Origin of the sequence: Kitasatospora sp. NPDC056531 (genome assembly GCF_042794375.1) — a bacterium.
Classification (GTDB): domain Bacteria; phylum Actinomycetota; class Actinomycetes; order Streptomycetales; family Streptomycetaceae; genus Kitasatospora.
Genome location: NZ_JBHTTU010000016.1, coordinates 29,619 through 50,047, shown reverse-complemented (window position 1 = coordinate 50,047; position 20,429 = coordinate 29,619). Strand labels below are relative to the sequence as shown.

Sequence of the window (20,429 nt, the reverse complement as noted above, 5' to 3'; positions counted from 1 at the left end):
CCCTTCCGGAATGGCTCATCACGGCGTTCACAGCGCGGCTTCACGAGCGGTCGTGCTGCGTTCGATGTTCACGACCCGACCCTTCGGGCGGTCGTGCTGCGTTCGATGTTCACGACCCGACCCTTCGGGCGGTCGTGCTGCGTTCGATGTTCACGACCCGACCCTTCGGGCGGTCGTGAAGCGCGGCCGGTTGTTCAGGTCGCGGTGGTCGGCGGTGTCCGTCCAGCCGCGTTCCTCGTTGAAGATCCACGGCACCTGGCCGCCCTGCTGGTCGGCGTGCTCGATCACCACCGCGCCGCCCGGGCGCAGCAGCCGTGCGGCCACCCGCTCGATGCCGCGGATGGTGTCCAGGCCGTCCTCGCCCGAGAACAGCGACATCTGCGGGTCGTGGTCGCGGGCCTCCGGCGCGACGTACTCCCACTCGGTGAGCGGGATGTACGGCGGGTTGGAGATGACCAGGTCGAAGCGGCCGTCCCAGGAGCGGTCGTCCTCGAAGGCCTTGGTGGCGTCCCCGGCGTGCAGGGTGACCCGCGCGCGGTCCGGGCTGGCCTCGATGTTGCGCCGGGTGTACTCCAGCGCGCCCTCGTCGAGTTCGAAGGCGTGCACGGTCGAGCGCGGCAGCTCCTGGGCCAGGGCGAGCGCGATGGCACCGGAGCCCGAGCACAGGTCGACCACCAGCGGCTCGGCGACGTCCATGTCGCGCACCGCGTCTATCGCCCACTCGACGACCGTCTCGGTCTCCGGCCGGGGCACGAACACCCCGGGGCCGACCTCCAGTTCGAGGTAGCGGAAGAACGCCCGCCCGGTGATGTGCTGGAGCGGCTCGCGCGCCTCGCGGCGTGAGACCGCCTCCCAGTAGCGGGCGTCGAAGTCGGCGTCCTTCACCGTGTGCAACTGGCTGCGCTTGACGTTGTGGACGTAGGCGGCGAGTTCCTCCGCGTCGAAGCGCGGCGACGGCACGCCGGCCGCGGCCAACCGCTGGGTGGCCTGGGCCACCTCGGCGAGCAGCAGGTTCATCCGTACGACCTCTTGTTTCTGCGCTCCGGCTTCAGGCATGCGTCGGGCTGGGGCGCGCCGGTCTCAGTTCTCTTGGGCCGCGGCGAGCTTGGCCGCCGCGTCCTTGTCGACGCAGGACTGGATCACCGCGTTCAGGTCGCCGTCCAGGACCTGGTCCAGGTTGTACGCCTTGAACCCCGTGCGGTGGTCCGAGATGCGGTTCTCGGGGTAGTTGTACGTCCGGATCCGCTCGGAGCGGTCCACCGTACGGACCTGGCTGCGACGCGCGTCCGAGGCCTCGCGCTCGGCCTCCTCCTGCGCGGCGGCCAGCAGCCGCGAACGCAGGATGCGCATCGCCTGCTCCTTGTTCTGCAGCTGGCTCTTCTCGTTCTGGCAGGAGGCCACGATACCGGTCGGCAGGTGGGTGATCCGGACCGCGGAGTCGGTGGTGTTGACCGACTGGCCGCCGGGGCCGGAGGAGCGGTAGACGTCGATGCGCAGGTCGTTGGCGTGGATCTCGACCTCGACCTCCTCGGCCTCGGGGGTGACCAGCACGCCCGCCGCGGAGGTGTGGATGCGGCCCTGGGACTCGGTGGCGGGGACGCGCTGCACGCGGTGCACGCCGCCCTCGTACTTCAGCCGGGCCCAGACGCCCTGGCCGGGCTCGGTGTTGCCCTTGGTCTTGACGGCCACCGAGACGTCCTTGTAGCCGCCGAGGTCGGACTCGTTGGAGTCGATGACCTCGGTCTTCCAGCCGATCCGCTCCGCGTAGCGCAGGTACATCCGGAGCAGGTCGCCGGCGAACAGCGCGGACTCCTCGCCGCCCTCGCCCGCCTTGATCTCCAGGATGACGTCCTTGTCGTCGCTCGGGTCGCGCGGCACCAGCAGCACCCGCAGCTCCTCGGTCAGTTCGTCGCGACGCTGCTCGGAGTCCTTCACCTCGGAGATGAACTCCGGGTCTTCGGCCGCGAGCTCACGCGCGGCCTCGATGTCCTCGCCGGCCTGCCGCCACTGCAGATAGACCCGGGTGATCGGGGTCAGCTCGGCGTACCGCTTGGCCAGCTTGCGGGCGTTCGCCTGGTCGGAGTGGACGGACGGTTCGGCCAGCCTCTTTTCGAGGTCGGCGTGCTCGACGAGGAGCTCTTCGACTGCCTCGAACATGGGGTGGCCTTCTTCCCGGGGCTAGGAACGTGCGAGGTGGTGGACGCGGGACGTGCGGAACGCGCGGGGGGACGCGAACGGCGCCGGTCCCCAGCGCCCCCGGAACGAGTACGGGGGCGCCGGGAACCGGCGCCGAGGGAGCGCTAGGCCTTCGCGCTGTGCTGCTTGCCGAAGCGGGCCTCGAAGCGGGCCACGCGGCCACCGGTGTCGAGGATCTTCTGCTTGCCGGTGTAGAACGGGTGGCACTGCGAGCAGACCTCGGCGCGGATCTCGCCGCTGGTCTCGGTCGAGCGGGTGGTGAACTCGGCGCCGCAGGTGCAGGTCACGCGGGTGACCACGTACTCCGGGTGAACGTTGGACTTCAAGGGGTTCTCCTAGGTTTCGGGAGGGCACCGGGTCGGCGGCTGAGTGCCGCTCGTGAACCGGGACCGACGGACCAGTCTGCCAGGACCGGCCGCACCTTCCAAAACGGGGGCTTGTTCCGGGATATTCCGGGCGGCCGTCCGGGTGCCGTCAGCGTCGTGCCGTGGCCGTCGCGGCGGGCTTCGGGACGGCCTTCGGGACGGCCGTCGGGGAGGCCGTGGGGGCAGCCTGGGCGGGGTTCTGCGGCTGGGCCGAGACGACCGCCCGCGGGACGGGCTGGTCGGTCTTGAGCGCTGCCCAGAGCTGCTGGGCCTGCGGCTGCTGCGGGACCACCCGGTTGGGGTCGCCGGGGGCGGTCTCCACCGGCAGGGTGACCATGGTCAGCTGGTCCGGGCCGATCCCCTTGAGCTCCTGGACCAGCCCCACCAGGGAGTTCACCGAGCCCAGCGCGGAGTCGGTGGTGACGCTCTTGGTCATGGTGTCGCCGATCGACCACAGCTTGACCGGGTTGGAGAACAACCCGATCCCGCCGGCCTGCTGGAGCAGCGACTTGACCATCTGCTTCTGCAGTTCGATCCGGCCGAGGTCGCTGCCGTCGCCGACGCCGTGCCGGGTGCGGACGAAGGCCAGCGCCTGCTGCCCGTCGAGGTGGTGCTCACCGGCCGACAGGTCGAGCCCGCTGTCCTTGTCGTGGATGGCCACCGTGGTGGTCACGGTGGCCCCGCCTATCGCGTCCACGACCCGGGCGAAGCCGGCGAAGTCGACCTGCAGGTAGTGGTCCATCCGCAGCCCGGTGAGCTGCTCGGTGGTCTTCACCGCGCAGGCCGCGCCGCCGGCCTCGAAGGCACTGTTGTACATCGCGCGCCTGACGGCCGGGACGGCCTTGCCGTTCGCGTCGGTGCAGTCCGGGCGGTCGACCAGGGTGTCGCGCGGGATGGAGACGACGGAGGCCCGCGCGTGGTCCTGGCTGATGTGCACCACCATCGCGGTGTCGGAGCGGGCGGTGTCGCCGCTGCCCCCGCCGGCCAGGCCGCCGTTCTCGCCGGCCCGGGAGTCGGAGCCCAGCACCAGGATGTTGAAGGAGCCGTCGGTGGCCGCCGGGGGGCGGGCGCCACCGAGGCGGGCGTTGATGTCGACGCTCTTGATGTTGCCGTTGAGCTTCAGGTACGCGTACCCGGCCGCCCCGCCACCGAGGACGACGAGCGCGGCGGACGCGCAGGCGGCCACCCGCAGGACCTTGCGGCGGCGACTCGGGACCCTCTTGTGCTCGGCCATACGGACCAGAGTAAAACGGACAAGATGATCGAATAGCCCCAAGTTGTCCCAACGCTGGAACAAAGCCGCCTATCTGCTGGTCGGCGCGCCAACGCACGGAACCCCGGACCGCTCTCGCGATCCGGGGTTCCGTGCTTCGACAGCCGTGCGGCTACGGTCAGTCGCCGGAGCCGGGGGTGGTCTTGGCGATCTGCATCAGGAACTCGGCGTTGCTCTTGGTCTGCTTCATCTTGTCCAGGAGCAGCTCGATCGCCTGCTGCGAGTCGAGCGCGTGCAGCACCCGGCGCAGCTTCCAGACGATGGCCAACTCCTCGCTGCCGAGCAGGATCTCCTCCTTGCGGGTGCTGGAGGCGTCCACGTCGACGGCCGGGAAGATGCGCTTGTCCGAGAGCTTGCGGTCGAGCTTGAGCTCCATGTTGCCGGTGCCCTTGAACTCCTCGAAGATCACCTCGTCCATGCGCGAGCCGGTCTCGACCAGCGCGGTGGCCAGGATGGTCAGCGAGCCGCCGTTCTCGATGTTGCGCGCGGCACCGAAGAACTTCTTCGGCGGGTACAGCGCGGTCGAGTCGACACCACCGGACAGGATGCGGCCGGAGGCCGGCGCCGCCAGGTTGTAGGCGCGGCCCAGGCGGGTGATCGAGTCCAGCAGGATGACCACGTCGTGACCCAGCTCCACCAGGCGCTTGGCGCGCTCGATGGCCAGCTCGGCGACGGTGGTGTGGTCCTCGGCCGGGCGGTCGAAGGTCGAGGAGATGACCTCGCCCTTCACCGACCGCTGCATGTCGGTGACCTCCTCCGGACGCTCGTCGACCAGGACGACCATCAGGTGGCACTCGGGGTTGTTGTGGGTGATCGCGTTGGCGACCGCCTGCAGCACCATGGTCTTACCGGTCTTCGGCGGCGCGACGATCAGACCGCGCTGGCCCTTGCCGATCGGCGACACGAGGTCGATGATCCGGGTGGTCAGCACGCCCGGGTCGGTCTCCAGGCGCAGCCGCTCCTGCGGGTAGAGCGGGGTGAGCTTGTTGAACTCGGGGCGGCCGCGGCCGGTCTCCGGGTCCATGCCGTTGACGGAGTCCAGCCGCACCATGGCGTTGAACTTCTCGCGGCGCTCGCCCTCGCGCGGCTGGCGCACCGCACCGGTGATGGCGTCACCCTTGCGCAGGCCGTTCTTGCGGACCTGGGCGAGCGAGACGTAGACGTCGTTCTGGCCCGGCAGGTAGCCGGAGGTACGCACGAACGCGTAGTTGTCGAGGATGTCGAGGATGCCCGCGACCGGGATCAGGACGTCGTCCTCGCCGACCTGCGGCTCGACCACGCCAGTCTCGAAGCCCTCGCGGCCGCGACGGCCACGGCGGTCGCGGTAGCGGCCGCGACGGCCCCGGCGGCCCTCGCCGAACTCGTCGTCGTCGTAGCCGCCCTGCTGGACCTGCGGCTGCTGCTGAACCTGCTGGCCACCCTGCTGGCGGGTCTGCTGGCCGTCGGCCTGGCCCTGCTGCTGACCCTGCTGACCCTGCTGGGTCTGGCGGTCGGTGCGCTCGCGGCGGTTGCGGCGGTCGCGGCGCGACTCGCGCGCCTCGCCGTCCTGCCCGGCCTGGGCCTCGCCGGCGTCCTGACGCTCGGTGCGCTCGCCGCCCTCGCGGCGGTCACGGCGCTCACGGCGGTCGCGACGGGTCTCGCGACCGTCCTCGCGGCCCTCGAAGCCGCGGGTCTCGGCCGGACGCTCGGCCTGCTTGGGCTCGGCCACCGCGACGGTGGCGGCCTCGGCGGCGGCCTCCGCGGCGACCGGCGCGGTCGGGGCACCGGCGGCGGCGGTGGCCCGGCGGCGGGTGCGCTCGGTACGGGCGGGCGCGGCGGTCTCGGCGGCGGCCTGGACCGGGATCTCGATCTGGGCCTGCGGCTCGGCGGCCGGCGCGGCGGCCGCGGCCGCCGCGGCCTTGCTGCGACGGGCCGGCTTCTCGGCCGGGGCCTCGGCGTCCGCCTTGGCGGCGGTGCGCTTGGCGGCCGGGGCGCCACCGGCGGCGAGCAGCGGGTCCCCGCCGCTCTTCTCCTTGATGGTCTCGATCAGCTGGCTCTTGCGCATGCGTCCGGTACCGGTGATGCCCAGGTCCGCGGCGAGCTTCTGCAGCTCGGCGAGGACCATGCCGTCCAGGCCCGCGGCGGCACTGCGGCGGCGGCGCGCCGGGGCAGCGGGGGCGGCGGCGGCGTCCGACGCCTCGGCGTCCGGGCGCGCGCCCATCAGATCGGTGGAGTCGCTCACTAAGGGTCCTTCCCTGGAGCGGACGTCGGCCTGTCTGGCTCGGCGACCGGTTGTGCTGTCCTGACCAACGCTCGACTGCGTCGGTCCGAGGCGGTGATCCCTCGAATGGCGGGAGCCCGTCGAGGGAGAGCTGCGAGGTGCGGTGCATGAAGCACGGTGGTGCTGAGGTGGCGCGTGGGCCGGTCGTGTGTCGACCTCCCCTGAGGGCGTTGCCCCCACGCTGCCTGCGAATCCCGGGCCCCCGTCGCGTGACGGTGACCCGCGCTCCGCCCGTCCTGGCCTCGAGGTTGGAGGCCGCGGGTGGGAGTCAGGTGCCGTCACGGCTTCGGGATGCGGCCGCATGTCGCGCAGGCAGGCTGCGTACGCGCTGCGGTGGGCTCCCGGAGAATCGTCGCCCCGGACATCGCCACGACTCCACGGCCGTGGAGTGCTGGGATCGGGACGCGGCGCACCGAGCCCCGGAGGGCACATGGTGCAGCAATGAGATTAACACTACCGACCCCCTCAGACATTCCCCGACCTCGGGCCTGCCAATCGTGTCCGGACGGCCCGGCTCGACGCCGGGCCCGACGTGGCTGCTCAGACGTCCAGCGGGAGCACGGTGGCCCCGGTCCGGTCGATGCCGAGCCGGTGTGCGGCGAACGCCGGGTCCCCGCCGTGGCCGTGGTGGCCGGCGAAGGAGAGCACCTTGTCGACGCCCGCCTCGTCGGTGAGCGCCAGCACGGTCGGACCCGCCCCGGAGATGACCGCGGGGACGCCCTCCGCGCGCAGCGCGCCGACCAGCGCGGCGCTGTCCGGCATGGCGGTGGCGCGGTAGTCCTGGTGCAGCCGGTCCTCGGTGGCCGCGAGCAGCAGCTCGGGCCGCCTGGTCAACGCCTCCACCATGAGCGCGGAGCGGCCGGCGTTGACGGCGGCGTCGGCCAGCGGCACGGTCTTCGGCAGCAGGCCTCGGGCGGTCTCGGTGAGCACCTCGGCGGCCGGGACGAACACCACCGGGACGACCTGCTCCGAGGGCTCCATGGCGACCGCCTTGGCCGACTCCTCGTCGGTCCAGGCGATGGTGAAGTTGCCGCGCAGGCAGGCCGCGACGTTGTCCGGGTGGCCCTCCAGCTCGGAGGCGAGGGCCAGCAGGGCGTCGTCGTCCAGCGCGGACGGGCCGCCGATGGTGACGGCCCGGGCGGCCACGATGCCGGCGCAGATGGCGGCCGAGGAGGAGCCCAGGCCGCGGCCGTGCGGTATCCGGTTGGCGCAGACCACTTCGAGGCCGCGCGGCTGGCCGCCGAGCCGGTCGAAGGCGGCCCGCATCGAGCGGATCAGCAGGTGGCGCTCGTCCCGGGGCAGCGTCTCGGCACCCTCGCCGGCGATGTCGACGGTCAGGCCCGACTCGGCGACCCGGACGACCACGTCGTCGTACAGGCCCAGCGCGAGTCCGAAGGCGTCGAAGCCGGGACCGAGGTTGGCGCTGGTCGCGGGAACCCGGACCCGGACGGCGGCGGCACGGAACGCAGGACCGGCCATGCGGTGGACTCTCCTGGGGAAATCGGGCGAGCGCGGAGCGCGTCGTCGGTGCAGGGGTGGGAAAAGGGCCGAGGGCCCCACGGGGCGGGCGGCCACAGTCGTCGGCGCGGCCCGTACCAGGACGGGCCCGGGGCATGTGCCACACGGCCGAAGCCAGAGTATCGAAGAGAGGTTCCCCAGTGGTACACCCCGTGGGCCTTCGATCTGGTGTGTTGCCGGTTCTGGCCGGAATGCACACCCCTCTCCGTCAAAGAGAGGTGCGGAATCGGTTCGGAATGCGATACGGAATTGACACAAAAGAGTCAGTGGAGAACTTTGACGGGCCGACCCCCTAAAGAGTCGGCCCGTCGAAGTGTCAGACCCCGTTGTCAGTCGAGCAGTCCGAGCCGCCGGGCCGCGGCCTCCGGGTCGACCGGGACGATCTGCGGCTGCGGCGCGCCGGCCACCGCCCAGTCCGGGTCCTTGAGGCCGTTGCCGGTCACGGTGCAGACGATCCGCTGGCCCGGGTCGACCAGACCGGCCTCCGCCTTCGCCAGCAGACCGGCCACCGAGGCGGCCGAGGCGGGCTCCACGAAGACGCCCTCCTGCGCGGCCAACAGCCGGTAGGCGGAAAGGATCTGACGATCCGTCACCTTGTCGATGAGGCCGCCCGACTCGTCCCGGGCGGCGAGCGCGTAGTCCCAGGAGGCCGGGTTGCCGATCCGGATCGCGGTCGCGATCGTCTGCGGCTTGAGGACGGGCGCGCCGTCCACGATCGGGGCCGAGCCGGAGGCCTGGAAGCCCCACATCCGCGGGGTGCGCGAGGACATCCCGTCGGTCGCGTACTCGCGGTAGCCCTTCCAGTACGCGGTGATGTTGCCCGCGTTGCCGACCGGCAGGACGTGGACGTCCGGGGCGTCGCCGAGCATGTCGACGATCTCGAAGGCCGCCGTCTTCTGACCCTCGATCCGCGCCGGGTTCACCGAGTTGACCAGGGCGACCGGGTACTTCTCGGACAGTTCGCGCGCCAGGGTCAGGCAGTCGTCGAAGTTCCCGTCGACCTGCAGGATCCTGGCGCCGTGCACCAGCGCCTGGCCCATCTTGCCCAGCGCGATCTTGCCCTGCGGGACGAGCACGGCGGAGACCATCCCGGCCCGCACCGCGTACGCGGCGGCGGAGGCCGAGGTGTTGCCGGTGGACGCGCAGATGACCGCCTGCGCGCCCTCCTCCTTGGCCTTGGAGATGGCCATCGTCATCCCGCGGTCCTTGAAGGAGCCGGTCGGGTTGGCGCCCTCGACCTTGAGGTAGACCTCGCAGCCGGTGCGCTCGGAGAGCACCTGGGCGGGGACCAGGGGCGTACCGCCCTCGAGCAGGGTGACCACCGGGGTGGCCGCGGTGACCGGCAGGCGGTCCCGGTACTCCTCGATCAGCCCGCGCCACTGGTGGGTGTGGGTGCTTCTGGCCGCGTTCTCGGCAACGCCGCTCATCATCGTTCCTTACTCCCCTTCGACCCTCATGATGCTGGCCACGTCCCGCACGCTGTCCAGCGCGCGGAGCTTGTCGACCGTCGCGGACAGCGCGGCGTCGGTGGCACGGTGGGTGACCACGACGAGCGAGGCGTCGCCGTCGCGGCCCTGCTGGCGCACGGTGTCGATCGACACACCGTGCTCGGCAAACACGGACGCGACCTGGGCGAGCACACCCGCACGGTCGTCGACGTCCAGGCTGACGTGGTAGCGGGTGACCACCTCGTCCATCGGCTTGGCCGGCAGCCGGGTGTACACGGAGTCACCGGGACCGGGGGCGCCGGCCAGCTTGTTGCGGCAGACCGCGACCAGGTCGCCGAGCACCGCGGAGGCGGTCGGCGAGCCGCCCGCGCCCGGGCCGTAGAACATCAGCCGGCCGGCTGCCTCGGCCTCGACGAACACCGCGTTGTACGCCTCGCGGACCGAGGCCAGCGGGTGCGACAGCGGGATCATCGCCGGGTGGACCCGCGCGGTGACGGACTCGCCGTGGGCCGCCCGCTCGCAGATCGCGAGCAGCTTGACCACACAGCCCATCTCCTTGGCGGAGGCGATGTCCGCGGCGGTCACCTCGGTGATGCCCTCGCGGTAGACGTCCGCCGCGGTGACCTTGGTGTGGAAGGCGATGCCGGCCAGGATCGCGGCCTTGGCGGCGGCGTCGAAGCCCTCCACGTCGGCCGTCGGGTCGGCCTCGGCGTAGCCGAGCGCGGTGGCCTCCTCCAGCGCCTCCGAGTAGCCGGCGCCGGTGGTGTCCATCTTGTCGAGGATGAAGTTGGTGGTGCCGTTGACGATCCCCAGCACCCGGTTGACCTTGTCCCCCGCGAGGGACTCGCGCAGCGGGCGCAGCAGCGGGATCGCGCCCGCCACCGCCGCCTCGTAGTACAGGTCCACCCCGGCCTCGGCGGCCGCGGCGTGCAGCTCGGTGCCGTCCTTGGCGAGCAGCGCCTTGTTGGCGCTGACCACCGAGGCGCCCCGCTTGAAGGCGGACAGGATCAGCGATTTGGACGGCTCGATGCCGCCCACCACCTCGACCACCACGTCGATGTCGCCCCGGTTGACCAGGGCCTCGGCGTCGGTGGTGATCAGGTGCTCGGGCACCCCGGGGCGGACCCGGCCGGCCCGGCGGACCGCGATCCCGGCGAGCTCGACCGGGGCACCGATGCGAGCGGCGAGGTCGTCGGCCGTCGTCGTCATGATGCGCGCCACCTCGGAGCCCACCACACCACAACCCAGCAACGCCACCTTCAGCGGGCGCGTACGCATCATCCGACTCCGCTCTGCATTCATCGTGCTTCGGTATTTCCAGCGGCTTTTCGGGGCCGCCGGGAACTTCGGTCCGTACCAGTCTCGGGGACTTTCCGCACGGATCTACGGTCGTTCCATGATCTGAGACGAGAATTTCGTCATCCGATATCCAGGCGCAGGAGATCCTCCTCCGTCTCGCGCCGGACGATCACCCGGGCCGCACCGTCCTTGACGGCGACCACGGGGGGCTTCAGGGCGTGGTTGTAGTTGCTCGCCATCGAGCGGCAGTAGGCGCCGGTGGCGGGCACCGCGATCAGGTCGCCCGGGGTCAGGTCGGCCGGCAGGAAGGCGTCCCGCACCACGATGTCGCCGGACTCGCAGTGCTTGCCGACCACCCGGACCAGCATCGGCTCGGCCTCGCTGGTGCGCGACACCAGGGCCACCGAGTACTCGGCGTCGTACAGCGCGGTGCGGATGTTGTCGGACATCCCGCCGTCCACGCTGACGTAGGTGCGCAGGCCCTCCAGCGGCTTGACCGTGCCGACCTCGTACAGGGTGAACGCGGTCGGGCCGACGATCGCCCGGCCCGGCTCCACGCTCAGCCGGGGGGTGTCGAGGTTCGCGGCGGTGCACTCGCGGCGGACGATGTCGGCCAGCGCGGCCGCGATCTCGGCCGGCTCGCGCGGGTCGTCCTCGCTGGTGTACGCGATGCCGAGACCGCCGCCGAGGTCGATCTCGGGCAGCTCGACGCCGTGCTCGTCGCGGATCTCCGCCAGCAGGCCGACCACCCGGCGGGCGGCCACCTCGAAGCCGGCCGTGTCGAAGATCTGCGAGCCGATGTGCGAGTGGATGCCGCGCAGCTCCAGGCTGTCGTGGCCGAGCACCCGGCGCACCGCCTCGGCGGCCGCTCCCCCGTTCAGGGACAGGCCGAACTTCTGGTCCTCGTGCGCCGTGGCGATGAACTCGTGGGTGTGCGCCTCGACGCCGACGGTGATCCGGATCAGCACCTGCTGGCGCACGCCCTGGCGGGCGGCGATCGCGGCCAGGCGCTCGATCTCCTCGTAGGAGTCGACCACGATGTGCCCGACGCCGGTCTTCACCGCGTGCTCGAGCTCGTCCACCGACTTGTTGTTGCCGTGCAGCGCGATCCGCTCCGGCGGCATCCCCGCGGCCAGCGCGACCGCCAGCTCACCGACGCTGCACACGTCGAGGTTGAGCCCCTCCTCGTGCAGCCAGCGCACGATCGCCTTGGAGAGGAAGGCCTTTCCGGCGTAGTAGACGTCCGCGTCGGTGCCGAAGGCGTCCCGCCAGGCGCGGGCCCGCGTCCGGAAGTCCGACTCGTCCAGCACGTAGGCCGGGGTGCCGAACTCGGCCGCCAGCTGCTTGACGTCGATCCCGCCGACGGTGGCCACGCCCTCGGCGTCGCGGGCGACCGTGCGTGACCAGACCTTGGGGTCCAGCGCGTTCAGGTCGGCCGGCGGGGCCTGGTAGTGGCCCTCGGGCAGCACGTCGCCGTGGCGGGGGCCTGCGGGGTGTGCGGAACGGCTCATGTCCTGGGTTCCTTCGAGACCTATGGCGAGGGGCGGCGACGGTCTCCGTTGACCGTCAGCCGCCCCCCGATGTGCGCTTGGGGGTGGTGCCTACATCCGCTCGGGCGCCGTCACGCCCAGGAGCGTGAGGCCGTTGGCGAGCACCGTGCGCGTCGCCTCGACCAGCCAGAGGCGGGCACGGTGCGTGTCGTTGAGCTCCTCGTCGCCCTTGGGCAGGAACATGCAGTTCTCGTACAGGCGGTGGTACTTGCCCGCGAGCTTCTCCAGGTACACGGCGACCCGGTGCGGCTCGCGCAGCTCGCCGGCCGCGGCCAGCACGCGCGGGAACTCGCCGAGGTGGCCGAGCAGGTCGGACTCCCACTCGGTGGCGAGCAGCTCGGGTTTGAACTGCTCGGCCGTGCCCTTGTCCACGCCCAGCTCGGCGGCCTTGCGCGCCACGCCGCACATCCGGGTGTGGGCGTACTGGACGTAGAAGACCGGGTTCTCGTTGGACTGGCTGGTCAGCAGGTTGATGTCCAGCGTGATCGTCGAGTCCGTGGAGGAGCGCGCCAGGGTGTAGCGGGCGGCGTCCACGCCGATCCACTCGACCACGTCGTCGATCGTGATGATGTTGCCGGCCCGCTTGGACATGCGGACCTCTTCGCCGTCGCGAAGCATCTTCACGAACTGGCCGATCTTCACCTCGATGTTGCGGTTCATGTCGTCGCCCGCGCAGGCCGAGATGGCCTTGAGGCGGTTGACGTAGCCGTGGTGGTCGGCGCCCAGCATGTAGAGCGCGACCTCGGCACCGCGGTCCCGCTTGGACAGGTAGTAGGCGGCGTCGGCGGCGAAGTAGGTCTTGTCGCCGTCGGCCTTGATCAGGACGCGGTCCTTGTCGTCGCCGAAGTCGGTGGTGCGCAGGAAGACCGCGCCGTCCTGCTCGAAGACGTGGCCCTGCTCGCGCAGCCGGTCGATGGCCTTCTCGACGGCGCCGGAGTCGTGCAGCGTCTTCTCCGAGAACCACACGTCGAAGTGCGTGCCGAACTCGTCCATCGAGCGCTTGATCTCGGCGACCATGAGCTTGAGGCCCTCGGTCCGGAAAACCTGCAGCTGCTCGGCCTCGGGCAGGTCGAGCACGCCCGGGATCGCGTCGGTGAGCGTCTTGGCGATGTCGACGATGTACTCGCCAACGTAGCCGCCCTCGGGCACCTCGCGGCCGTTCGCGGCGGCCTGCAGCGAGGCGGCGAACTTGGTGATCTGCACGCCGGCGTCGTTGAGGTAGTACTCGGTGGTGACGTCGGCACCGGAGGCCCGCAGCACGCGCGCCAGCGAGTCGCCGACGGCCGCCCAGCGGACGCCGCCGATGTGGATCGGGCCGGTCGGGTTGGCGGAGACGAACTCCAGGTTGATCTTCAGGCCCTTGAGGGCTTCGTTGCGGCCGAAGGCCTCGCCCGCCTCGACGACGGTGCGCGCCAGCGCACCGGCGGTGGCGGTGTCCAGGGTGATGTTCAGGAAGCCCGGACCGGCGATGTCGACCTTGGCGACGCCGGTGATGCCTCGCAGGCGCTCGGCCAGGACCTCGGCAACGGCTCGCGGCGGCTTGCCGGCCGCCTTGGCGAGCTGGAGGGCCACGTTCGTCGCGTAGTCGCCGTGGTCCCGGTTCTTGGGCCGCTCGACCGTCACGTGCTCGGGCACGGCGACGGCCAGCTCGCCCGCCTCGACGGCGGAGCTCACTGCGGCCTGGATTGCCTGGGAAAGGTCTGCGGGGGTCACGACGCCAAGCGTAGGCGAGACGGGGTGCCCGCCCGCCACTCGGTTTACCGGTTGAGACGCCCCGACTGCCGGCTGAGACGCCACCGCGCCGTTCCGCCAGGGGTGTCAGCCGCGATCCGTGCGATCCGTTCGCTCAGGGCGAAACCCTTCGGGCTGCCCGGTGAGTCGCATCAGGCGCCGGACCAGGGCCACCAGGTCGGCCGGGTCGAAGGGCTTGCCGAGGTAGCCGTCCACGCCGACGGTCTCCCCCAGGTCCAGGTCCGCCGGGGTGCAGGCGCTCACGATCGCGATCGGCAGCCGGCGGGTGTCCGGGGTCGCCCGCAGCCGAGCCGCGGTCCGCAGGCCGTCCAGCCGGGGCATCATCACGTCCAGGGTCACCACATCGGGCTTCACCCGGCGGATCACCTCCAGGCACTCGGCGCCGTCGGCGGCGGTCACCACCTCGAAGCCTTCGAGCTCCAGGTTGACCCTGATCAGCTGGCGGATCACCTCGCTGTCGTCCACCACGAGGACCCGCCCGGACACTCCCGACACCTCACCGAGGGTATCGGCGGCCCCGCCGCCCCGTCCGGCCTTTGGGCACTTCCGCCCCCCGGGCCCGCCCGACGATCTTTCCGGAAACCCGTGCACGGACCCCGGCCGAAGCCTGGTAGTGTTCATTCCGTCGGAACGCGGAAGCGGCCGACAGGCCAACAGGCCCCCGTAGCTCAGGGGATAGAGCACCGCCCTCCGGAGGCGGGTGCGTAGGTTCGAATCCTACCGGGGGCACTTCGCAACAAGTGCAACTGAGGCCCAGATCAGTGGAGTTGATCCACGGATCTGGGCCTTCGTCATGTCCGGGCCCCGGAGGGGACCGGCGGTGGCGGGGTCGGGCCCCGGAGGGGACCGGGGGTGGCGGGGTCGGGCCCCGGAGGGGACCGGCGATCGCGGGGTCGGACCCTCACGCGCACACACCGGCGGGGGCGCGGGCCGTTCCGCTCCCCCGCGCCGGCCGGGCGCTCAGGACGCGGCGGACTCGGCCTGGGCGTACAGGTCCGCGATGGTGTGGTCGAAGTAGGCGCTGTACGAGGTGTCGTCGCTGTCGCCGCCCTGCTGGTAGCCGCCGATGGCGCCGACCACGTCACCGGTGGCGGCGTTGATCCACGGGCCGCCGCTGGTGCCGGCCGGGTAGGACGGGCACTGGATGACGCGCTCGTAGGCGCTCTGCTGGGCGGTGGTGTTGGTGCAGAGGCTCGGCGACTCGGAGTCGGCCGGGTAGCCGTAGAGGTGGACGGTGGCGCCGAAGGGCTCGCCGGCGCCCAGGCGGTTGCCGCCGACCACGTCCTCGACCTTGCGGCCGTTGCTGGGGGCGGTCTCCAGGATCGCGAAGTCCTCGTCCACGTCGCCGTTCTGGGACCAGCCGCTGGCGGTGTGGACCGCGGTCACCTGCCAGGTGCCGTACGGGGCGGAGCCGTCGCGGTAGCCGGGGGCGAAGATCACGCCGTCGGTGCTGGTGATGCAGTGCGCGGCGGTCAGCAGCAGGTTGCCGGTGGCGCTGTGCAGCACGCTGGCGGTGCAGAAGTGGTTGCCGGCCGCCACCGAGCCGCTGAACAGCGCGCCCACGGTGGAGGCCTCCTTGTCGTCGGCGGGGGCGACGGCGGTGGTGCCGAGGACGGCGCCGTGGGTGTCGGGGGTGGCCGTCGGGGTGGCGGCGGGGCTGTCGGCGGGGGTCGACGCGGCGCCGGGGGTTGGGCTGTCGCTCGGCGTGCTGGCCGAGGCCTGGGCGGGCGGGGCGGGATCGCCCGCGGTGGCGCTCGGGCTGGCGGTCGGCATCGGCGCGGCGGCCCGGACGCTGCGGGCCGCCTTCCCGGCGGCCGTCGCGTCGGACAGGTTCAGCCCGTGCGTCCCGGTCACCACCGCGGCCACCACGACGGCGGACAGCCCCGCGAACAGCGAGGGGGCGAGCAGACGGTGGCGGCGCGACCTCTTGCGACGGTGCTGACCCATGCCTGTCTCTCCTGCCGTAGTCCCTGGCGGCGTGCGCTCAACGACTATGACGCCTCAGCCTGGAAAGGTCGTTACCGCGGGCTTTGAGGTCGATGAGAAATCGGTCACCGGAGCAGCAGGGTATCGAGTTCGGTCGCGGTGATGAAGTCGGTGTGCGTACCGGCGGTGGTGCAGGCGAAGGCGCCGGCCGCCGAGCCGGCCCGGGCGCAGTCCAGCGGCTGGTGGCCGCGGAACCAGGCGTACAGGAAGCCGGCAACGAAGGCGTCCCCGGCGCCGTTGGTGTCGACCACCGGGCGGCCCGGGTCGACGGCGGGCAGGTGGCGCAGGACGCCGTCCTCGCGGGTGAGCAGGTGGCAGCCCTCGGCGCCCGCGGTGGCGGTGACCACGGCGGCCCGGCCCTCGGCGAGGACCGCGCGCATCACCTCCTCGTGCCGGCCGCGGCAGCCGGCCACCGAGAGGAACACCAGGTCGGAGTTGAGGGCGTAGTCGCGGTGGTGCGGGTCGGCGCCGTCCCAGTCGTGCAGGTCGGTGGAGGTGGTGCGGCCGAGCCGGTGGAGGTCGCCGTACATGTCCCGGTTGACGCCGGTGATCGAGAGGTGGACGTGCCGGCTGCGCTCGGCGTACGGGAGGTGGAACTCGCGCGGCAGTCGCAGGTCGGCGGGGTGGCGGCCGTCGAAGAAGGAGAACCGGCGGCCGGCCGCGTCCACCAGGTTGACTCCGCGCGGGGTGCCGTGCGGGCTCACCAGGTGCGCGAAGTGCAGGCCGTGGCGCCGGTAGTGGGCGCGGACCAGGTCGCCCTGCGGGTCGTCGCCGAGGAAGTCCAGGAAGGCGGTGCGCAGGCCGAGCCGGTGGGCGCCGAGGGCGACGCCGTTGCCGGTGTGGCCGACGTAGTCGCGCACCGGCTCGACGAACCGGGAGTCGCCGGGCGGGATCTCCAGCCGTTCGACCCGGACGATGGTGTCCACTCCGGCGCCGCCGACGACGAGCAGGTCGAACTCGGTCGACGTGGTGTCGGGCAGCATGGCGGCGCCTCCTCGGTCCCTGGACGGTCGCCAGGAGTCAAGCAGGCGCCGGAGGTTGACTGCAAGACCTTGCTGCAAGCCTTCAATCGGATCGCCGCCGGTCGGACCGGTCCGGACCAGGACCCCGGGGCTCGCGACCGAGTCCCGGGGTCCACCCTGTACGGCTCCGTACGCAGCGGTGCGGCTGCTACAGCGCCGACAGTTCCGCGACCAGGTCGTCCAGGCCCAGCGAGCCCTGCGAGAGCGCCGCCATGTGCCAGGCCTTGAGGTCGAACTCCTCGCCGCGCGCCTCGTGCGCCGCCTTCGCCGCCGCCCGGCCGCGCAGCCAGGCGCGCTCGCCGAGCTTGTAGCCGATCGCCTGACCGGGCAGGCCCAGGTAGCGGACCAGCTCGCTGTCCAGGAAGTCGGCGGACAGGCCGCAGTACAGCCCGAAGAACTCGCGGGCGTGCTCCGGGCTCACCGGCTCGCCCGGCTTGTACGGGGAGTCCGCCGGGAAGTCCAGGCCGAGGTGCATGCCGATGTCGATGATGACCCGCAGCGCCCGCATCATCTGGGCGTTGAGGTAGCCGAGGCGGTGGCCCGGGTCGGTGAGGTAGCCGAGCTCGTCCATCAGGCGCTCGGCGTACAGCGCCCAGCCCTCCAGGTTGGCGCTGACCCCGCCGAGGCTCACCTGGTAGGTGGAGAGCCGGTCGGCGACGTAGTTCCACTGCGCGAGCTGCAGGTGGTGGCCCGGGACGCCCTCGTGGTACCAGGTGGAGACCAGGTCCCAGACCGGGAAGCGCTCCTTGCCGAGCAGTGGCAGCCAGGTCCGGCCGGGGCGGCTGAAGTCCAGCGAGGGCGCGGTGTAGTACGGCGCGGCGGCGCTGCCGGCCGGGGCGATCCGCGACTCGACCCGGGTGACCGGCTCGGCCAGGTCGAAGTGGGTGCCCTGGAGGTCCCGGACCGCCTGGTCCATCAGGCCCTGCAGGAACTCCCGGGTCGGCTCGGCGCCCTCGATGGCCGGGCCGTCCGCCTCCAGCCACTTCATCGCCGCCATCGGGTCGGCGCCCGGACGGACCTTCCCGGCCTCGACCGTCATCTGCGCGTACAGGTCGTGGAACTCGCCCCAGGCCCAGGCGTAGGCCTCGTCCAGGTCCAGGTCGGCGCCGGTCCAGTAGCGCACCCAGCGGGCGTAGCGCTCGCGGCCGACCGGGTCCGGGGTGTCGGCGGCGGCCGGGGCGTACACGTCGCGCATCCAGTCGCGCAGCGCGGCCAGTGCCTCGGCGGCGGCCACCGCGTGGGCGGACAGCTCGGCGTGCACGGCCTGGGGCGCGTCCTGGACGAACTGCCCGAACCAGCCGCCGGGCACCTCGCCGTCCAGCCACTCGCCGAACTGCCCGATCACCGTCGCCACCTGGCGGGGACCGGAGAACAGGCCGCGCTCGACGCCCTCGGCCAGGGTCTGCCGGTACTGCTCCAGCGCCAGCGGGAGGCGGGCCAGCCGACGGCCGACCACCCGCCACTCGGCCTCGGTGCCGGTGGGCATCAGGGTGAAGGCCTCCCGGGTGTTGTGCACCGGGGACGCCAGGTTGCGCACCGCGCGGAAGTTCTCGCCCGCGTCGTGGACGGCGAGTTCGGCGCTCAACCGCTCGCGCAGCAGTCGGGCGCAGCGGCGCTCGGCCTCGTCCTCGGCGGCGCCGGCCCGCTCGGCCTCGTCCAGCCGGGCCAGGGTGCGGCGGGCGAGGTCGGCGATCGCCTCGGTGCCGGCCGGGGAGAGGTCGGGCAGCCGGTCGTCCTCGGGGTCGAGGCCGAGGTACACCGCGGTCAGCGGGTCGAGGTCGGCCAGGGCGCGGACGTAGTCGTCGGCGATGCGGCGCGGGGTGTCGCCGCCGGAGGTGATCAGTTCTTCAACCATTCGGACATCATCGCGTTGCCGGGGCCGATTGCAAGCCCCTGTCGCAGACCGGTTGACCTGCACCGGCCCGGGATTTGACGGACGGTGGGCGGCGCGGACACCCGTTCGGAAAGATCCGTGCCCGACAGGTCCCGATCCGTCCGACGCCCATTACGCTGACGGCCATGGAAGCCCGCCCCACCACGGCAGCCGGCCCGGTCCCCACCCCGGCCGCACCCGAGCCGCGTCCGCGCCGCACCGGCTACCGGCGCCTGTCGGTCGAACAGCGGCGCGAGCAGCTGATCGCGGTCGCTCTGGAGCTGTTCGCCTCCCGGCCGCCCGAGGAGGTCGGCCTGGACGACGTCGCCGAGGCCGCCGGGGCCTCCCGGCCGCTGGTCTACCGCTACTTCGCGGGCGGCAAGCAGCAGCTGTACGAGGCCGCGCTGCGCACCGCGGCGGACGAGCTGACCAGCCGGTTCACCGTCCCACCGAGCGGGACGCCGTCCGAGCAGCTGGCGGCGGTGCTGGACGGCTACTTCGACTTCGTGGCCGAGCACGAGGCCGGCTACTCGGCGCTGCTGCGCGGCGGTTCGGTGGTGGAGACGGCCCGTACCTCGGCGATCGTGGACGACGTCCGGCGGGTGGCGCTCAAGCGGACGGTGCGGCACCTGGGGGTGCGGGAGCCCGGGCCGCGACTGACCCTGCTGGTGCGCTCGTGGATCGCGGTGGTCGAGGGCGCGTCGCTGAGCTGGCTGGACGAGGGGCGCGCGCTGCCGGTGGCGGAGCTGCGCGACTGGCTGGTGGACCAGTTCACGGCGATGACGGCGGCGACGGCGTTGCACGATCCGCAGACGGCGGAGGTGCTGGCGGGGCTGCTCGCGCTGGACGGTCCGCAGACGGACCGGGCCGAGCGGCTGCGCGCGGTGCTGGGCGGGCGGTGACCCGGGCTGGGCTCCCGACCCCCGTGCCAAGGGTCGGGTGCGCCCGGGGCTAGGCCTTGCCGAGCACCTGGCGCTGGCGGCCGAGGCCGTCGATCTCGATCTCGACCACGTCGCCCGGGGCGAGGAACGGCGTGCCCGGGCGGCCCAGGGTGACCCCGGCCGGGGTGCCGGTGACGATCACGTCTCCGGGCTCCAGCACCATGAACTGGCTCGCGTAACGGACGAGTTCGAGCACCGGGAAGATCATCTCGGCGGTGTTGCCGTGCTGCCTCCGCTCGCCGTTGACCCAGAGCCGCAGCTCCAGGGCCTGCGGGTCGGCCACCTCGTCGGCGGTGACCAGCCAGGGCCCGAGCGGGGTGAAGGTCTCCGCCGACTTGCCCTTGTCCCACTGGCCGCCGCGCTCGAACTGGAAGGCCCGCTCGGTGACGTCGTTGGCGATCGTGTAGCCGGCGATCACCCCGCCGGCCTCGGCGTGCGAGTCCAGGTAGCGGGCGGTGCGGCCGATCACGATCGCCAGCTCGGCCTCGTAGTCGGTCTTCTCGCCACCGCGCGGCACCAGCACCTCGTCGTACGGGCCGACCACGGTGGAGCTCGGCTTGAGAAAGATCACCGGCTCGGCCGGGATCGCGGCCCCGGCCTCCGCCGCGTGGTCGCGGTAGTTGAGCCCGATGCCGACCACCTTGCCGGGCCGGGCCACCGGCGCGCCCACCCGCTGGCCGTCCAGGTCCACCACCGGCAGCAGTCCGGCGGCCACCTCCCGGGCCAGCTCGGCGGTGTCCAGCCCGGACAGGAAGGCCCCGTCGAGGTCGCGGGCCCGCCCGGAGAGGTCGTACGCGGTGCCGTCCTCGCCCAGCACGACCGGGCGCTCGGCGCCCGGGGGTCCGACACGGAGGAGCTTCATCGATCCGTCACCAGCCTTTCGTCGCAGTTCACCGGGGCGGCGCGGACACCGCTCCCGAGTCTGGCAACGAGGTATACCAACGGC

Annotated in this window: 16 protein-coding genes and 1 tRNA gene; 2 read left to right on the top strand and 15 right to left on the bottom strand. The window is 72.3% G+C overall.

Going from position 1 to position 20,429, the window contains the following annotated elements; all coding sequences use genetic code 11:
• Positions 1-150 precede the first annotated feature (150 nt).
• From prmC to ACFQ87_RS16925, 11 genes are all read right to left on the bottom strand, one after another.
• A complete protein-coding gene (prmC, locus tag ACFQ87_RS16975; RefSeq protein WP_188302982.1) occupies positions 151-1,017 on the bottom strand; it encodes a peptide chain release factor N(5)-glutamine methyltransferase in 867 nt (288 codons plus the stop codon).
• Between the two features lie 63 nt (positions 1,018-1,080).
• Positions 1,081-2,157, bottom strand: a complete 1,077-nt coding sequence (gene prfA / locus ACFQ87_RS16970; protein ID WP_380611547.1) for a peptide chain release factor 1 — start codon at positions 2,155-2,157, stop codon at positions 1,081-1,083.
• A gap of 143 nt (positions 2,158-2,300) precedes the next feature.
• Positions 2,301-2,522, bottom strand: coding sequence for a 50S ribosomal protein L31 (rpmE, locus tag ACFQ87_RS16965; RefSeq protein WP_030235761.1), 222 nt, complete (start codon positions 2,520-2,522; stop codon positions 2,301-2,303).
• Positions 2,523-2,670: 148 nt separating this feature from the next.
• Positions 2,671-3,795 (bottom strand): LCP family protein, encoded by a 1,125-nt coding sequence (locus ACFQ87_RS16960; RefSeq protein ID WP_380611546.1) that lies wholly within the window; start codon positions 3,793-3,795, stop codon positions 2,671-2,673.
• 157 nt (positions 3,796-3,952) lie between these two features.
• Positions 3,953-6,055: a transcription termination factor Rho gene (gene rho / locus ACFQ87_RS16955; protein WP_380611545.1), complete on the bottom strand. Its 2,103-nt coding sequence runs from the start codon at positions 6,053-6,055 to the stop codon at positions 3,953-3,955.
• 579 nt (positions 6,056-6,634) lie between these two features.
• The gene (gene thrB / locus ACFQ87_RS16950; protein WP_380611544.1) at positions 6,635-7,573 is read right to left on the bottom strand and encodes a homoserine kinase; all 939 of its coding nucleotides are present in this window, start codon (positions 7,571-7,573) and stop codon (positions 6,635-6,637) included.
• Positions 7,574-7,941: 368 nt separating this feature from the next.
• Complete coding sequence (gene thrC, locus ACFQ87_RS16945; RefSeq protein ID WP_380611543.1) at positions 7,942-9,039, bottom strand: threonine synthase; 1,098 nt, start codon at positions 9,037-9,039, stop codon at positions 7,942-7,944.
• Positions 9,040-9,048: 9 nt separating this feature from the next.
• Positions 9,049-10,341 carry a homoserine dehydrogenase gene (locus ACFQ87_RS16940; protein ID WP_380611542.1) on the bottom strand — a complete coding sequence of 431 codons (1,293 nt, stop codon included), beginning with the start codon at positions 10,339-10,341 and terminating at the stop codon, positions 9,049-9,051.
• A 137-nt stretch (positions 10,342-10,478) separates the two neighbouring features.
• Positions 10,479-11,870: a diaminopimelate decarboxylase gene (lysA, locus tag ACFQ87_RS16935; protein WP_380611541.1), complete on the bottom strand. Its 1,392-nt coding sequence runs from the start codon at positions 11,868-11,870 to the stop codon at positions 10,479-10,481.
• Between the two features lie 90 nt (positions 11,871-11,960).
• Positions 11,961-13,622: an arginine--tRNA ligase gene (gene argS, locus ACFQ87_RS16930; RefSeq protein WP_380611540.1), complete on the bottom strand. Its 1,662-nt coding sequence runs from the start codon at positions 13,620-13,622 to the stop codon at positions 11,961-11,963.
• Between the two features lie 105 nt (positions 13,623-13,727).
• Positions 13,728-14,147, bottom strand: a complete 420-nt coding sequence (locus ACFQ87_RS16925) for a PleD family two-component system response regulator (protein WP_380611605.1) — start codon at positions 14,145-14,147, stop codon at positions 13,728-13,730.
• 171 nt (positions 14,148-14,318) lie between these two features.
• On the opposite strand from ACFQ87_RS16925, the gene ACFQ87_RS16920 reads away from it, so the two are divergent.
• Positions 14,319-14,390: transfer RNA gene (locus ACFQ87_RS16920), tRNA-Arg, on the top strand.
• 231 nt (positions 14,391-14,621) lie between these two features.
• Here the strand turns inward: ACFQ87_RS16920 and ACFQ87_RS16915 are convergent.
• The 3 genes from ACFQ87_RS16915 to ACFQ87_RS16905 form a co-directional block, all read right to left on the bottom strand.
• Positions 14,622-15,608: a trypsin-like peptidase domain-containing protein gene (locus ACFQ87_RS16915; RefSeq protein WP_380611539.1), complete on the bottom strand. Its 987-nt coding sequence runs from the start codon at positions 15,606-15,608 to the stop codon at positions 14,622-14,624.
• A 104-nt stretch (positions 15,609-15,712) separates the two neighbouring features.
• The gene (locus ACFQ87_RS16910; RefSeq protein ID WP_380611538.1) at positions 15,713-16,630 is read right to left on the bottom strand and encodes a carbohydrate kinase family protein; all 918 of its coding nucleotides are present in this window, start codon (positions 16,628-16,630) and stop codon (positions 15,713-15,715) included.
• Between the two features lie 187 nt (positions 16,631-16,817).
• Positions 16,818-18,524: a DUF885 domain-containing protein gene (locus tag ACFQ87_RS16905; protein WP_380611537.1), complete on the bottom strand. Its 1,707-nt coding sequence runs from the start codon at positions 18,522-18,524 to the stop codon at positions 16,818-16,820.
• 164 nt (positions 18,525-18,688) lie between these two features.
• Between ACFQ87_RS16905 and ACFQ87_RS16900 the strand changes: the two genes are divergently transcribed.
• Positions 18,689-19,444, top strand: a complete 756-nt coding sequence (locus tag ACFQ87_RS16900; protein ID WP_380611536.1) for a TetR/AcrR family transcriptional regulator — start codon at positions 18,689-18,691, stop codon at positions 19,442-19,444.
• Between the two features lie 49 nt (positions 19,445-19,493).
• Here ACFQ87_RS16900 and ACFQ87_RS16895 read toward each other — a convergent pair whose 3' ends face one another.
• The gene (locus ACFQ87_RS16895) at positions 19,494-20,345 is read right to left on the bottom strand and encodes a fumarylacetoacetate hydrolase family protein (RefSeq protein ID WP_380611535.1); all 852 of its coding nucleotides are present in this window, start codon (positions 20,343-20,345) and stop codon (positions 19,494-19,496) included.
• Between the last annotated feature and the right edge of the window lie 84 nt (positions 20,346-20,429).

What these genes read in the sequence shown, in the direction of transcription:
- prmC (WP_188302982.1), bottom strand. Translation starts at nt 1,017, where the DNA reads ATGAACCTGCTGCTCGCCGAGGTGGCCCAGGCCACCCAGCGGTTGGCC.
- ACFQ87_RS16900 (WP_380611536.1), top strand. Translation starts at nt 18,689, where the DNA reads ATGGAAGCCCGCCCCACCACGGCAGCCGGCCCGGTCCCCACCCCGGCC.
- ACFQ87_RS16960 (WP_380611546.1), bottom strand. Translation starts at nt 3,795, where the DNA reads ATGGCCGAGCACAAGAGGGTCCCGAGTCGCCGCCGCAAGGTCCTGCGG.
- ACFQ87_RS16910 (WP_380611538.1), bottom strand. Translation starts at nt 16,630, where the DNA reads ATGCTGCCCGACACCACGTCGACCGAGTTCGACCTGCTCGTCGTCGGC.
- thrB (WP_380611544.1), bottom strand. Translation starts at nt 7,573, where the DNA reads ATGGCCGGTCCTGCGTTCCGTGCCGCCGCCGTCCGGGTCCGGGTTCCC.
- ACFQ87_RS16905 (WP_380611537.1), bottom strand. Translation starts at nt 18,524, where the DNA reads ATGGTTGAAGAACTGATCACCTCCGGCGGCGACACCCCGCGCCGCATC.
- ACFQ87_RS16895 (WP_380611535.1), bottom strand. Translation starts at nt 20,345, where the DNA reads ATGAAGCTCCTCCGTGTCGGACCCCCGGGCGCCGAGCGCCCGGTCGTG.
- ACFQ87_RS16940 (WP_380611542.1), bottom strand. Translation starts at nt 10,341, where the DNA reads ATGATGCGTACGCGCCCGCTGAAGGTGGCGTTGCTGGGTTGTGGTGTG.
- thrC (WP_380611543.1), bottom strand. Translation starts at nt 9,039, where the DNA reads ATGAGCGGCGTTGCCGAGAACGCGGCCAGAAGCACCCACACCCACCAG.
- lysA (WP_380611541.1), bottom strand. Translation starts at nt 11,870, where the DNA reads ATGAGCCGTTCCGCACACCCCGCAGGCCCCCGCCACGGCGACGTGCTG.
- ACFQ87_RS16915 (WP_380611539.1), bottom strand. Translation starts at nt 15,608, where the DNA reads ATGGGTCAGCACCGTCGCAAGAGGTCGCGCCGCCACCGTCTGCTCGCC.
- prfA (WP_380611547.1), bottom strand. Translation starts at nt 2,157, where the DNA reads ATGTTCGAGGCAGTCGAAGAGCTCCTCGTCGAGCACGCCGACCTCGAA.